Source organism: Terriglobales bacterium (assembly GCA_035561515.1).
In the GTDB taxonomy this organism is placed as follows: domain Bacteria; phylum Acidobacteriota; class Terriglobia; order Terriglobales; family Acidobacteriaceae; genus DATMXP01.
This window is the reverse complement of the sequence record DATMXP010000019.1, coordinates 181,403-195,378: the sequence shown is the minus strand read 5'-3', so window position 1 is coordinate 195,378 and position 13,976 is coordinate 181,403. Positions and strand designations below refer to the sequence as shown.

Here is a 13,976-nt window from a genome sequence, read left to right as displayed (position 1 = left end):
CTGCCCCGTATTGACTTGAATGTCAAGTCAAGATTTGTCCTGCATCCAGATAACTGTCCCGAAGCGATTCCACTTCCGCACCAACTGCAACGGATGGCGTCGCGCAACAGTGCAGCAATAAGCGACACGTGATCAACTTACTACCGCCGCCGCCGCACGCTTCCCGAGCGTGGCGCAGCACTTTTAGCTCATGAAATTCGCCGCGCGTCCGAAGTTATAGCGACAGTTCTGGGCGGTTTGATCGAGATGCTAAACGTCAAATTCCGTTTTTTGGAACAAAAGTCAGAATCTTCATTGTTACTGTCGATTTAGTTGTGTAATACGTACATGAAGCGTCCGTACAGCCCTCCTAAGCTGACCAAGTATGAATCGATGTCGGATCTGCCCGAACACTTAAGAGAGGAACTGGAAGGCAAGTTGTTCGTAGTATTCAACCGCGACAGAACTTACCTGCTTGTTTCTGATGCCTTTGCGCAAATGTTAGGTTACGATGCGAGAGAACTCGTAGGAAAGCGCGTCGACGACATCACGCCCTAGAACGTAGTTAACATCGAGCTAGCATTTCGGGCACTGCTTGAAATGGAAGAGATGGGTGGTCTTTGGCTGCTGAAACATCGTACCGGCAGAAACCTGCTCGTCCGGTATCACGCTCATCGTGGTCCTGATTTCCTGTACGCAGATATAGAGCCGGTTCCGTTCGAGAATGAAAGCGTCGACGCAGCATAGGAACAGGATGGGCACTCGCCCTAGTCATCGCCTGTTCTGCTGGCGGTCCTTCGCTCACTGCGACACATCATAGAAGATCATGATCTCTCGGCCTGTCATCGCGTCGAGCCTCACCTTTTCGACCTGCTTGCCACGGGCATCCCGGACAATCCATTCGGCGTGTTTCAAGGTGTACTCGTCAGGATTGTCTTCCTGTTTCGTTGGCGCTGAGCCAAGCTGTTTCGAGATGTCGTCGTACCAGAGCTTCCAGGATTGCGAAAACGAGCCTTCGTAGTGGACGGTCATAGCGAATCCGACCATTGGATCGTTTTCCCACATCACTGGGTTTGAGTGCAGGAAGAAGACCCTCACGTAATCGCCCTTGTTTCCGTCATATTTGCAGAGATACTGGCGATCTGTGCCAGGATGCGTACAGCCGCCGATTAGGAATCGGCTGAGCGCCGAACAATGAGCCAAAGTGTAGGTAACTTCATCTTTCGTCATCCCGGCACGGATTCCCGCCTCGGTAAACTTTGTCTTCCCAGTAGCAGCAAGAGACGAGATGGTGACGAGCAGCACGCTGAGGAGAATCAGGTTCTTCATGAACATAGACTATAGTCTATGTACTTGAATTGAGGGACTGGAAAAGATCAGGGGGTGATTACACGAGTAACCGACCCCCGGGCCTTACTCGGGAAGGCGATCAGACGCCAGCGGCTGAATTTAGGGATGACTCAGGAACAACTTGCCGAAGCTGCCGATCTGCACTGGACGTACATATCTGGCATTGAAAGAGGAGTCAGAAATGTCACGATCGTAAACCTTCATCAGATTGCTCTTGCTCTGAAGGTGCGGATTCGCGATCTTGTGAGGGAAATTTGACCGTTTCGGGCGCCCTAACGTCGGATACGGATGCCACAAAGTTGACGGCTTGCAGGAGTCCGCCCGATGCTCTTAAAGAAGCTTATGATTGGCAATCACGAGCACACACAACTCAGTGCCATTAGACGCCCGCTCGTAGAACGATCTAAGTGGGCCGACAGGCGATCCGATCTTAAGAATCGGTCTCAGAGAATGGTCATTTCTTATACTCACGCGAGTAGTCGTCACACGAGTGTGCGTTGAACGCCAAACCAGCCGATTCTGTATTCCCTTTGGGAACATCGATACCTTCCCAACTGCAATTTTCACAGTCGAAATGATCGATCTTTTCGTTCGACAGCGATTCAACCAACACCATCCTTCGCCTGAAAAAACTCATTTCGTAATCCCCTCCTCGGTTCGTCTACAGAGTGGGCCCGGAAATCAAATCTCCGCGGACCTGAACTGTCTTCAGAAGATTCTCGGCGGCTCCGATTTCTGCATCGGCCTTAGCAATCGGCCCCTTGTAAGTGGCGAATATGAGCGTGCGACCCCTCAGTAGCCACCACCTTCTCAAACAAACTCCATCTCTGTTGTGAGTAGTACACACTCCGGTAAGAGTTCCTATCTTGACAGGCCATGGTTCGGTATCTTCGTCCGCCAGTGCGGCGATTTCGTCCTTTCCCACTTCAGATTCTTTCCTGTACGCGCTGATCTGAAACACGCCTTGAAGGTCGAGACACTTAAATGTAGTGCATATCGGATGTTCCTCGACTGACCATCCGCATGGTAGCTCAACGCTCCACCATGACGTCTCGTACTTTGCCGTGTTGGCCAATTCCGGTGTCCTCGTACTGAAAAAGCCGTTTGAAGCCCTAGAATCCCTTGTTCTCTCTCACGATCTTCAAGTCGGCTTCGCTCGGGGGTTATGACTCTATTGCCGCTGGCAGTTCTTACTCGAGATCGTTCTCAATTTCTCAGCCTATGCGGAAGACGTTGAACTGACTTCAAATAGAACGCTCTCTTGATTATTCTCAAACTTCGGTTTGCTTAGATCCTTTCCAACATAGATACGACAGCACGAGCGAAGCGGACAACAATACTCCATCACGAAGCAGTGTTTTCGGACCCAGCGTTTGCCCGGCGCCGAAGCAACCACAATCGATCTTTAAACCCCGCAGATACGCCTGCAGCATGAGCACAAAAAAGAAGGCTAACGTACCCACGGCAATGGTGCTGGCGAGTTTGCGGTAGAGGCCTACCACTAAGGTCACACCTAGCACGGCCTCCACCGCCGGTAATGTACGGGCGATAGGCTCTGAAACCGAAGGTGGAATAAGGCCATAGTTATCGATCATGCCGGCAAAGACATACCATGGCTGTCGCAATTTGCTCACCCCGGCATATAGAAATGTTAGCCCGAGCGCAACGCGCAGGAACAATAGCAACCAGGGGCTACTACGCCAATGAGATAACGTTTTAAAGGCCACGGGAATCATAGAGGCGCTCACTCTCAGCGGTCGATTCTAATCGGGATAGCGGTATGCGATGCTCACACTTAACGGAGCGGAACGGCGCGATACTCCTGTCGAATGATCGCACTTCGTATATCGGCCAAAGGTTTCCCTTTTCGTACCATTTCTTCGGCCAAAAGAACTTCCTTGATGCAGATGTCACAGTTGGCGCCGTGGCTCGAGACGAAGCAATCCAGTAGGCTACGGTGTCCGAATCGGCTGCACCAGCAATAACAAGGAAGCTGGGAAACGATTTCGCGATTACGCGCGGCGGCAGCATACGCCCGCTTCAGAAGAGGACGATCAAACTTATCCGGCGAGAGTACTTCGGGCAAAGGGACCATTCGCTGGACGGGCGGCACTGGTTCGTCACCTGCCAATGCAGACGATCCGGTCAACGTTACAGCGAATACCCCAGTAAGAATGGCTGCCAGACAACGTTTCATTATTCCTCCGAGTCGCCTGTTCGATGCCCAGCTGTCCCACAGTCGGTGGTGCGTGGGTCATCGGCTCGAACTGAGTTGAATCTGCTGTGTTTCGTATCATCAATCCATGCAATCCGGCTGCCAACGCAGACAGCTAGAGAAGACGGTCCACCTGTGCAGTATCTATCGGTGCTAAACACGATTGCCCAACGCCCAGCTACGATCCAAATACGGATTGCAGAGACGTTTGCGTATAGCTGCCCCACGAATTGGCCCTTAGTGCCTCATACAAGGCACGGGATGTCTCCTTTACGGCGATCGTCAAGCATGGGGCAGGAATTAGAGCCGGCGTTTCCTCCAAGGAAAGGTCGCCCTCTTCAAAGGCCACATGGGCGTGTTGCGACACACGATCATTGCGTCGCCGCGTAGTATCCGGTCTTCGCATAAGCAGTGAGGTGGGGTGCGCCATTCGGCAGTTCCAGCTTGACCTTGATTTTGCGCCATTTGCCATCGGAGGCAGCATTAGTCGGTCGATAGCCCAGCACGTATCGGTTGCGCAGCTGATAGCCAATCTTGGTAGTCACCTCCAAAAGATCTGCGGACCGCCTAATGGTGAAATGTCTGCCTCCAGTTGCTTCCGTCATCTCTTCCAGCATCCAGGGGCCGAGACGCTCCTCCGCCGTGCCCATCGTCGTATGGATACCTACAGCGTAGATCGGCGTGTCAGCCTCTTTGGCGAACCGCATCACTTCCTTCTCCGAATAGCGACTGTGATTGTCGCCTCCGTCGGAAATGATAAGCAACGCCCGCCTGGAATAATAGCTATGTGCGGCTTTACTGAGCCCAAGATAGATCGCGTCGTGCAGCGCGGTTGCGCCATCAGGGGCCACAAACATCAACTTGCTCAGGATGTCCTCGGGAGAGCGTGTAAAATCCGACAAGAGTTCAGGGCGATTGGAGAATGAGATAAGAAAGAATTCATCCTCTGGATTGGCCACATTGAGGAACTGGGCAATGGCCTCTCGGGCTTCCTGCATCTTATCGGACATGCTGCCGCTGGCATCGAACAGAATTCCGATGGAAACCGGGGCATCTTCGGAGGAGAAGTACTGGACTGGTTGTTTCTCCTGTCCCTCGTAAACCGCAAAGTTCTGTTTTCTTAAGCCGGTCACCGGTCCACCCAAGTCATCGGTTACCGTCACCGGCACCAGGACCAGATTGACGTCCTTCACGATGGACCCAACATAGAGTCGGCGATTTTCGCTTTCGGTATTTGCGTGCCCCTGCTGGTGCGGGATGATATGCACAGGTTCGTTGTTCGTTTGAGCCGTGGTCAGCAACGGCCAGAGTGCGACGAAAGAGACCACCAGGCATAGTCCGAATCGACGAAAGAACCGACCCAGTCGAAATGGGGACCTATGGAGGGCAAACCCCAGATCAACAATTCGCAGATAAGATCGATTCAACGTCATGGCGCATGCGCCCCCTGCTTACCCTGTGGGTGCGAAAACCCATGGCAGTTCCGTGTCTCGGGCTTGCCGGTACTTTCGTGGATGAAAGTCGGGAAAGTAAAGGCGAACTCGTGTCAGACCGCGGAGCCAGAGTTGCTGGACCCTTTGCCGTGAGACCCCGGCAACGGCTGCCAGACAGCGGAAATGCATCCCTAAAGTCCCGTGCAGAATAAGAATTGCGCGCTCATCGGCGGGCAATGCCAGCACGACATGACAAAACTCAGATCGCTGCGCAGGATCTGGTATTGCTACTGGCAGATGCTGCACCGATGCGAGCATGCAACGAAACAAGGCAATCGGTAATCGGTCTTGGTATAAGGGCAGGCCGAGTTTGAAGAAGGCCGAGAAAACCCTCGCCGTCGCCGCCTCCGCGGATCCCTGATCGCCGATGTAGAGACGGCAAAAGGTGAACACGCTTGCGCTCCATCTTTCGTAATAGCCGCGAATATTTCTCTCTGGTCGAATACTGTCCATAAGGTGCCCGACTCGACTGCTCTGGCGTCGGCAGCCGCAGGCCGTGAGTGATATTGTTTTTCCCTCTTCAACTCATCGCGCTCGTGCGCCGCTGCCGACAACTTATCCATATGCAACTCCATTGCCAGCTCGGCATAGCCATGACCACTCGCTAAGAGCATCTAGCGGAGGAGGTTACGGGCTGTTCCGGCGCTGACAGCACGTCTTTAGGATCGCGGTTGCCGCAATTGCGGCAATGAGAAGCCACTGTGCGGCAGGGGCACTTTATGCGCCTGCAAACCATGGCTCAATCGAGCAAACGACAACAACATGCCACCCAATTTAGTCGTTGTTAGAGCCTCGTTTTCTCCGGTGCATCCAAAATAGATGATGATCCGTCTCGACTGGAATCCTTTGCCTCACCTGGGCCCCGTACCCATCAATTGGTATGGATTGGGCGCTGCGCTCGGTTTCTTTATCGGTGGTTATTGCGTGTGGTTGTGGTCGCGAGACTTCCCACGCCTTCGCGCTAACCTGGAACCTTTGCTCGCCTGGATTGCCGCCGGTGTCGTCATTGGTGCGCGGTCTTACTATGTGGTTCAGAATCTGCAGGAATTTTCTGGACGCCCGCTACAGGTCTTCGCAATCTGGGAAGGTGGCATGGCGTATTTCGGTGGGTTGTTCGGAGCGATCATCTTTGCGGTGATCTATTGTTTGCGGAAGGGCCTGAATTTCTGGACAGTCGCTGATCGGTTTTCTCCCGGCATTGCTATCGGCTCGGCAATTGGCCGCATAGCTTGCGGACTGGACGGAATGGATTATGGCACGCCGACGCGGCTGCCGTGGGGAATTGTCTACATGAACCCGAACAGCTATGCGCCTTTGGATGGCATTCCCCGGCATCCGGATCAGTTTTATGAACTCCTGGGAGATTTGGTGATTGCGGCCGTTCTGGCATGCATGCGGGGCAAGGTGGCAGAGGGAATAACGTTCTGGTCTTACTTGGTCATGTTTAGCTTATTGCGGTTTGCAGTATTCATTGTACGAGGCAACGTAGAACCGGTTGCATTCGGGTTGAAAAACGGACAATTGACGTCCCTGGCGATTCTCGTTGTCGCTATTCCGATACTACTTGGCTCAATGTTGCGGCGATCTAGCGCAGACCGAAAAGCATAAACCAGTAGTGGGATGCCTCAGTAAAGGTTGAGGCCCTCATGCGAAGTGCTTTCGGCGAGGATAAGCCACTCTCGACCAACATCGGCGGCTTTCGGCAGAAGTTTGGCTCCTACGCAGACCAAAGAGAATCGCCGCTTCTGACCGTTGCAGTTCGGAGAGAAATGCGGGACACTGAGGGGAATCCACGGTCCAAGGTGTTCTAATGTCCGTTGCTAGAAGTGCCGCCCTGCCTTCTGAAGCTGCAGTCGTCAGAACTCTTATTCAGCGTTGGCGTGATGATCCGAACGGAACGTATCAGACCTGGTTTCTCTGGCCCGAGCGCCTGAAGAATTTCCGATCCATCAGGCGCGGTTTACAGCAGGTCATTAGCGAGATCAAAGCGGACGAGTTCGGCACCGCCTATCGTGGGTCTTCTCTCGAAACGGTAGTCAAGTCCATCGCGGAACAACGCCAAATCTTTCGAGGTGCTGACCATCCGTTTCTCTGGAAGCCTAAGCTGCGAATTCCCGATATTTATGAGAACCGTAACAACCAAGTAGCGTTTGGGCAATTTCTGGACACGTGTATGTGTTGCAACACCGAGACACAGTTATTGGCTGCCGTACACCGGCTCGATCAGGAAGCGATAAAGGGTCTCGGGCCCGCAGTCGCAAATCTCATGTATTTCCTTCATCCAACCATCATGCCCCCATTCAACACCGCGATCGTGAACGGGTATAACGCGCTCGCAGGCGCGCGAGTCAAACTCGGCAATTGGGGCGAATACCTGGCTATGAGGAACGGGATCCTTCAGGTCGTAGAGGAACATCGAGCTCTGCTGTCGAACGACCTGGGAGCGATTGGAGGTTTGCTATTTGATCTCGGTCAACAGCGCTATACACCCCCACCCACAGGAGACGACACACAGAAGCTCGCGAAGTGGGAAGCGGATCTTGCCAATGTGCGAGAGCTAAGCGCGAAGGAAAGGAAGGCGGCAGAGGCAGCCAAGGAGGGGGACCGCACGCACACCGAGGTCCAAGGCTGGCTTCGCGACCTCGGAATCGCGTTAGGATTCGAAGTATGGATCGCTGCCAATGACCGTTCTCGACCGTATCGAAACGGAAAGCTAGCTGACCAGTGTCTGACCCAGCTCCCACTCTCAGTCAACGGCGCAGGAGATACGGTAGCTCTTATTGACGTGATATGGTTCACGTCTGAGAAAGTCCCGGCGGCTGCCTTTGAAGTGGAGCATACAACTTCGATCTATTCTGGTATCGTTCGGCTTTTAGACTTGGCGCAAGGAGCCGAAACCAGACAAAAGGTTCCCTTGTTCCTAGTTGCGCCAGACGCAAGGGAGCGTGAAGTGCGCGAGCAACTTCAAAGGCCAGCATTTCGCCTCGGAGCCGCAAGTTTGGGCCTTCGCTATCTACCCTATGGTGAGTTAGAAAAGCATCGAGAGGCGATGGCTCGCTTCGGTAACGGAGTCAAACCGGTTGAAGCTGTTGCTAAAGACCTGAGTGCGTAAGCGGTCGGTTCCGTCAGCCCTCCACGGCTCTGCGCACGCCCAGATGATGAGCTATTCCTACCAAACTGGCTTTATCGCTGCTGAATCTCTGCTGTTGAATGGCAATCAACCAGGGCAGGGCAGGCCCGGTCCTGCCCTGGGCTAAGCACTCCCGGCTTCTAGAACTGGACGCGAAGCCCGAACTGAATCTGCCGCTCAGTTTGATAAAGAGTGTTCCTCACTTTGCCAAAGTCTCCACTGGTGATATCGCCATTGGGCTGGCTGAACTGCGGGGTATTAGTGAAGTTGAAGAAGTCGGTACGGAACTGCGTGTTTATTCGCTCGGTAATCTGAAGATTCTTATTTAATGATATGTCCAGGTAACGGCGCGCAGGGCCAGTGAAGATATTGCGTCCTGCGTTACCTGCACGAGTGAAGATGCCACCGGTTGTTGGCGGATTGCGGAAAGCCGACGTATTGAACCAATTGTCGATCGACCCATACTGAATCGGCGTCGCGATCACGTCCGGACGGGTACGAAGGCCGCTGTAAGCACTGGCTAAATCAAACGGCAACCCGCTTTGCAAAGTAAGAATTGGATTAAGTTCCCAGCCACCCAGGATGGTGTTGGTTAGGCTGTTCCAGTTGTTGCCCCATCGCTTGCCTCGGCCGAACGGCAGTTGGTATAGAGAACTAAACACGAACCGCTGACGAACGTCTAGGTTTGAGTTCGCGCGTTCGAAGCCTTGCAGGAAGCGCTGGTAATCCACACGGTCGGTCTGGTTGTCGATCGTGCCAGGCGAATTATCAATTGCGTGCGAGTAGTTGTACGACGCGGTCCACTGGAAGCTCTTGACCAAACGGCGCTCCATGCGAACTTGCAGCGAGTTGTAGATCGAAGAGCCCTTTGTGGTATTAAGATTTACATCGCCGAGGTTTGGGAACGGCTTGACACCGGACGCCGCGCCGTACGTCTGGCGGTTGTAGTTAATCAGAGTCATCAGGTTGGTGCCGCTGTTCCCTACGTAACCGATCGTCAAGGCCATGGTGGGCGTAATTTCCTGCTGTATGTTCACGTTCCACTGCTGGACCATCGGTTGCCGGTTGTCCTTCGGATAGGACACCAACTGTACGTTCTGCGGGTTCACTAGGCTTACATTGATCGGCCCCTTCACGGGCATGGCAACGGTGCCGGCCAGGCGGGGATCGGTGGCATTCAGCGGGGCCTGTCCGTCTAGGTTGAACCGATAGCCATCGCTGTAGTTGAACTGGGACACGCCGCTGAACGGGGCGTTCTGGGCCAACTGGTTATCGATGCCGCCGCGATCGAGGAAGTAGAAGATCCCGTAGCCGCCGCGGAGGATCGTCTTGCCTTTACCGGTAACATCATAAGCAAAGCCGACCCGCGGAGCGAAATTATTCTTGTCGGGGTCGATCAGCGCAGTCGAAGCGGTATTCACACCAGGCACGTAGATCGTATTGCTGTTGATATCGAAGTTCGCCTGCAGGTTATCGCGTTCTTTCGGCCATGTGTAGTAGTCGTAACGCAAGCCGAGGTTGAGCGTGAGGCGGTTGTTGACGCGGATATCGTCCTGCACAAAGTATCCGGTTTCCCAATTCCGCGTATGCGAGAAGCCGAGTGCAGGACCGACCTGGTAATTTTGCATCCAACCCGCCAGGATATCGGCCACTTCATAACCGACTGGATCGGGGCTGCCGCCGTTGCCGAACATGAAGAAGTAGCCCTTTCCCGCCTTCGGACGGAACAAGTTGACCTGCCGCCGAAGGATGGTCGCACCGAGCTTCAACGTGTGCTTGCCCTTGACCCAGGAGAGCGTGTCGGAGAACTGCCATGTCTGTTGGGGAACAATGTACGGCCCATAATCGCCGGTGTATTCCAACTCGTTATTCCAACCGCCGATGAGCGCACCACCGCCCAAGATAGGTAACGTGTTGGCGTTTGGAATTCCGAGGTTAGCCGAGACTGCTTGGTCCTGCATTGGCGGCGTGTAGCCGATCTCGGTGTGGATCCAACCGAACCTGAATTCATTAATGATGTTGGGATTAAAGATGTGTGTCTCGCCAAAGGCGAAGGAGCGCGGATAGGCCTGTTGGTTACCAGATCCGTAACCAGCCGGAAGTAGCGGCAGGCGGGAACTGGTTGCCTCCGTGTCGTTCCCGTAGCTGTAGCGACCGAAGACGCTGTCTTTTGCAGTCAGGCTTAGGTCAAGACGAATATCGAAGTCGTTGTAGGTTTGTGTCTGTGAACGGGTGACGAGGTAGTTGTTTAAGATGCAAACCCCATTGACCGCCTGTCCGCAAAGCGAGCTACTTGCAGGTGTGATAGGAGCCGGGAACTGCTTCAGGTAAGCCTGTCCCGCCTTGCTGATCATGTTGGACGGGATCAAATTGTTAGTGAAAGCCTGGCCGGTAGTCGGGTTATAGATCTGGTGTAGAACACGGCCAGGGTAGTTCGGGTCGGGACCATCCTGGCAGATGCCGCCAGCGAATCCGCCAGCGCAAAGCTCGGAAAAATCGCCACTGGCCATCTTGGCGGTTGGAACCGTGGGACGGTCCTGTTGCAGCGGGGCGAACTGACGAAGCCCCTGGTAACTGCCGAACACGAACAGCTTGCTCTTGATGATGGCACCGCCCAGAGTTCCACCAAATTGGTTGCGACGGAACTCGTCTTTTGGTTTGTTGGCGGAGTCGAAATAGCGTTTCGCATCGAGGTTATCGTTGCGGAGGAACTCGAAAGCGGTTCCATGCCAGGTGTTGGTGCCCGATTTGGTCGTGGTGCTCACGACCCCGCCGCCCGCGCGTCCAAATTCCGCCGGCGCAACGCTCGTATCTACACGAAACTCTTGGATGGCGTCAGCGGACGGGAAGAAGATGATAGTGTTGACGAGAGACTCGTTGTTATCCACACCGTCCAGCAGGAAGTTGTTGTTCTGAGGACGCAGAGCATTCACTGAAAGCGACGCGCCGCCCGTGTTGTTGTAACGGAAGGTTTCCGACTGGTTGCCGGCGCCGGTGGCTTGGTTGTCCGGCACACCGCGCGTTACTCCGGGAATCAGAGTGGCCAGGGCGGTGAAGTTGCGCCCATTAAGCGGCAGATCCGTGATCTGTTTCCCCACAATCACATCGCCGAGGTTCGAACTCGTGGAGTCGACAACAGGAAGGTCGTCTTTTACCTCGACCGTTTCTGAAATCTGACCGAGTTTCAATACTGCTGGCATGTGAGCCGACTGGGCGGTCTGTAGCGTAACCTTCTGCTTCAGATTGGCGAAACCAGATCGCCTGATTTCCACCTGGTACTCGCCCGGCGGCAGCGCCGAAGCAGTGAATTCGCCAGCTTCGTCGGTGAAGACGGTGAACTTGCGGGTCGTGCCCATGCTTGTGATCGACACTTCCGCTCCAGCGACGGCAGCGCCCGAAGAGTCTGTTACAGTACCCTGTAGACGCGCGGAGTTGCTTTGCGCAAGGGCTCCGCTGGCGATCATTAAGATAACGATCCCCACCAGACGGTACAATGCGGTTGATCGGATTGATGCGTGAAATTGCATGTGCCTCCTCGATGACTATTGAAAAGTTGCGTGTAAATGAATCGCTTGTGATGGCTACTTGTATTCACTAGGGTCCCCATGCGTGTTCGCCCCGAAATGCGGCTCCGGGCACGAAAGAAGAGCGACAAAAAGCCCAAATATGTCTTCGGAACAGCTCGTATTCTTGACCGCCAACGACGGAGTTTAATGACAGCAAGAAGCGAGCCCTTCGAGTGGCGTCAATACGAGAATTCCTCTTTTAACCACAGGGTTGTTCTTCCTGCCGTGACTGCATTTTCATTGCCGCGTCGTGGAACTGATCGAGCCGAATGGCTTGTTCCACTTAGCGTTGAACCGTGCAGGACATATTGATGAAGCCAGTGCAATCTGGCTCAAATGCTCCAATCACTGGTTGTTTTAAGGTACACACGAATCACAAAAAGTCTTTCGACTCGTGGCTTAGGAGAAGAAGATGGCACGTTTCAATCGCATATTGGACGTTTGTGGGCCGCATTCGATCTCGCAAGATCATCACTTCTGTTTTCGCCCGGGCTTATCCCCAGGCTGCCGAACTCGCCAACATTTTTCACCTACAGACCAGACAGCATTGGGCGTCAGCCTCGCAAACTGTTCCAGCACCTGTTTTCTGATCAATTGACCTCCACATCCAGTATCGTGCAGAAAGAAATCGCCAAACCTTTGCTCAATCTCCGAGACAATGTAGTCTTCATACAATGTCCCGCGGCGCTGAAACTCGGCTGCCATAAATGCGGCTACTTCTTGAGTGCTGGCATTAGGACGTCGGCTCGGCATACATTTCTATACCTCATGTCAGCAAGGCTAAGAATGTCGCGACGGGGACCGGAGGATTTGTACGTCTGCTCGTGCAAATAGTGCTCGTGCATGTTGGTCCCCATCAGCAAACCTCTGAAGCACCCTTACTACATTCCTGAAGTCGTCCCAACTCCATTGCGGGGGATCAATGTTTTTCATTGGGCAGTGACGGCGCCGAGAAATGTTCGTGAAGTATGCGCAACTGGTTTTCGGAGTCGACTACAAAGACTTGGGTCGCGCGCCCCGGCGATAATCGCTCTTCGATGCTGTTGCCGAGCCCTGTTGTCACTCGGCTGGCATGGAATTGAAAGGTGTAACTGGCAATGGCACCAAACTCGTCTATGAGTTGCACCTCAACATCGCCGACCTGAACTCGCACGGAAGTCTGTCTATCGAAATATTCACGACGACGGCGCGCTACCGCCAGTCGTCCGGGTTCTGCTCGACGACTAGAAGTGGCAAACACAGTAGCGTCGGCGGCATAGAAGTCCTCTAGCAGGGCTGGGCTTTTCGAGACGAACAGATTCCAGAAGCGACTGACTTCCGCACGAACCTGGTCCTGCGTCACCCTAGCCATCGGCGAAACTCAAACCAGTTTTGAATGAACGGCATCATTGTGCAGAACAATTGCATTTTCATTGCCGCATTGCTGGCTACTCCTGCTGGCACGCTGATTTTCCTAACCTGGGACGCTCCGGATACCTGACGTAACACTCCACGATTACCCGCTGGTATTCCGACCCTGGTGCTGTCGTTGATCAGCCGTGTGCCACAGCCTCCGGGCCGTTCCTCTCCTTCTCGCGAGCCGCTGCAAACAGGCTCAGCAGTTGAGAACATTCGCGTATTCCATCTCAAAGAGACGTGGTGAAACGTGCAGAAGATTTCATCGGCAACGGTGTTGACTGTATAGGTAGGTATGGGGATTAGAAAGTCGAGAGAGACCCCAGTATGGTGCGGCGTACGGGATCTCTTGACAGGGGTCTGCTGCGAAGCAGAACCACTATCAAAAGGAGAATGGTGGAAGTCTTTACTGCCGGTCGTATCTGTTGTGACAAAGCTGTCGTGCTAATGCGCAAACTTGCGTGCTCCTCATATAAAGTCGCGGTGCATGACATGAAACAACAGCGTAGCGTTGCCCGGGCACAGCAGTTGGGTTTAACGCGAGTTCCAACGTCACTATCGCCGTGCAATCGTCGGCTGCTGCCTGGGAAGCGTGAACGAACGCAGCTTGCGCTGTATGGGGTTGGGAGTGCCCAATAGCAACTATCTCGGCGATCGTGCCTCGTCAGCTTGTTCGATCAGCTGATTAGGCGCTTCTCACTGATCCTCTGCAAGCCGAGCATCTCCGGCAATAGACCTTGTGCCGCGTCGTTGACAAGCTCACGCCACCGAATGCCTTAAATCTGCCAGTTACTGCCTCAAATAAGGCGCACACGCGGACACTCTATTGGAGTGGCACAACGAACCCG

10 protein-coding genes are annotated in these 13,976 nt (G+C 53.9%); 3 read left to right on the top strand and 7 right to left on the bottom strand.

The window, feature by feature from the left end:
• Positions 1-327: 327 nt before the first annotated feature.
• Positions 328-537: a PAS domain-containing protein gene (locus VN577_08685; GenBank protein ID HWR14891.1), complete on the top strand. Its 210-nt coding sequence runs from the start codon at positions 328-330 to the stop codon at positions 535-537.
• Positions 538-780: 243 nt separating this feature from the next.
• Here VN577_08685 and VN577_08680 read toward each other — a convergent pair whose 3' ends face one another.
• From VN577_08680 to VN577_08660, 5 genes are all read right to left on the bottom strand, one after another.
• Positions 781-1,308, bottom strand: a complete 528-nt coding sequence (locus tag VN577_08680; protein ID HWR14890.1) for a hypothetical protein — start codon at positions 1,306-1,308, stop codon at positions 781-783.
• 682 nt (positions 1,309-1,990) lie between these two features.
• On the bottom strand, positions 1,991-2,404 hold the full coding sequence (locus VN577_08675) for a hypothetical protein (GenBank protein ID HWR14889.1): 414 nt from the start codon (positions 2,402-2,404) through the stop codon (positions 1,991-1,993).
• Positions 2,405-2,600: 196 nt separating this feature from the next.
• On the bottom strand, positions 2,601-3,065 hold the full coding sequence (locus VN577_08670) for a MauE/DoxX family redox-associated membrane protein (GenBank protein HWR14888.1): 465 nt from the start codon (positions 3,063-3,065) through the stop codon (positions 2,601-2,603).
• A 59-nt stretch (positions 3,066-3,124) separates the two neighbouring features.
• Positions 3,125-3,526: a CYCXC family (seleno)protein gene (locus VN577_08665; GenBank protein ID HWR14887.1), complete on the bottom strand. Its 402-nt coding sequence runs from the start codon at positions 3,524-3,526 to the stop codon at positions 3,125-3,127.
• A 389-nt stretch (positions 3,527-3,915) separates the two neighbouring features.
• Entirely contained in the window at positions 3,916-4,977 is a 1,062-nt protein-coding gene (locus VN577_08660) for a VWA domain-containing protein (protein HWR14886.1), read from the bottom strand.
• Between the two features lie 879 nt (positions 4,978-5,856).
• Between VN577_08660 and lgt the strand changes: the two genes are divergently transcribed.
• Together lgt and VN577_08650 are read left to right on the top strand one after the other, a co-directional pair.
• Positions 5,857-6,645: a prolipoprotein diacylglyceryl transferase gene (gene lgt / locus VN577_08655; protein HWR14885.1), complete on the top strand. Its 789-nt coding sequence runs from the start codon at positions 5,857-5,859 to the stop codon at positions 6,643-6,645.
• 202 nt (positions 6,646-6,847) lie between these two features.
• The gene (locus tag VN577_08650) at positions 6,848-8,149 is read left to right on the top strand and encodes a hypothetical protein (protein ID HWR14884.1); all 1,302 of its coding nucleotides are present in this window, start codon (positions 6,848-6,850) and stop codon (positions 8,147-8,149) included.
• Positions 8,150-8,307: 158 nt separating this feature from the next.
• Here the strand turns inward: VN577_08650 and VN577_08645 are convergent, their stop codons facing one another.
• Positions 8,308-11,694 (bottom strand): TonB-dependent receptor, encoded by a 3,387-nt coding sequence (locus tag VN577_08645; protein ID HWR14883.1) that lies wholly within the window; start codon positions 11,692-11,694, stop codon positions 8,308-8,310.
• 958 nt (positions 11,695-12,652) lie between these two features.
• The gene (locus tag VN577_08640; protein ID HWR14882.1) at positions 12,653-13,084 is read right to left on the bottom strand and encodes a nuclear transport factor 2 family protein; all 432 of its coding nucleotides are present in this window, start codon (positions 13,082-13,084) and stop codon (positions 12,653-12,655) included.
• Positions 13,085-13,976: the final 892 nt, after the last annotated feature.

Coding starts and splice junctions, on each gene's coding strand:
- VN577_08685 (HWR14891.1), top strand. CDS start 328: ATGAAGCGTCCGTACAGCCCTCCTAAGCTGACCAAGTATGAATCGATG.
- lgt (HWR14885.1), top strand. CDS start 5,857: ATGATGATCCGTCTCGACTGGAATCCTTTGCCTCACCTGGGCCCCGTA.
- VN577_08665 (HWR14887.1), bottom strand. CDS start 3,526: ATGAAACGTTGTCTGGCAGCCATTCTTACTGGGGTATTCGCTGTAACG.
- VN577_08650 (HWR14884.1), top strand. CDS start 6,848: ATGTCCGTTGCTAGAAGTGCCGCCCTGCCTTCTGAAGCTGCAGTCGTC.
- VN577_08645 (HWR14883.1), bottom strand. CDS start 11,694: ATGCAATTTCACGCATCAATCCGATCAACCGCATTGTACCGTCTGGTG.
- VN577_08640 (HWR14882.1), bottom strand. CDS start 13,084: ATGGCTAGGGTGACGCAGGACCAGGTTCGTGCGGAAGTCAGTCGCTTC.
- VN577_08670 (HWR14888.1), bottom strand. CDS start 3,065: ATGATTCCCGTGGCCTTTAAAACGTTATCTCATTGGCGTAGTAGCCCC.
- VN577_08660 (HWR14886.1), bottom strand. CDS start 4,977: ATGACGTTGAATCGATCTTATCTGCGAATTGTTGATCTGGGGTTTGCC.
- VN577_08680 (HWR14890.1), bottom strand. CDS start 1,308: ATGAAGAACCTGATTCTCCTCAGCGTGCTGCTCGTCACCATCTCGTCT.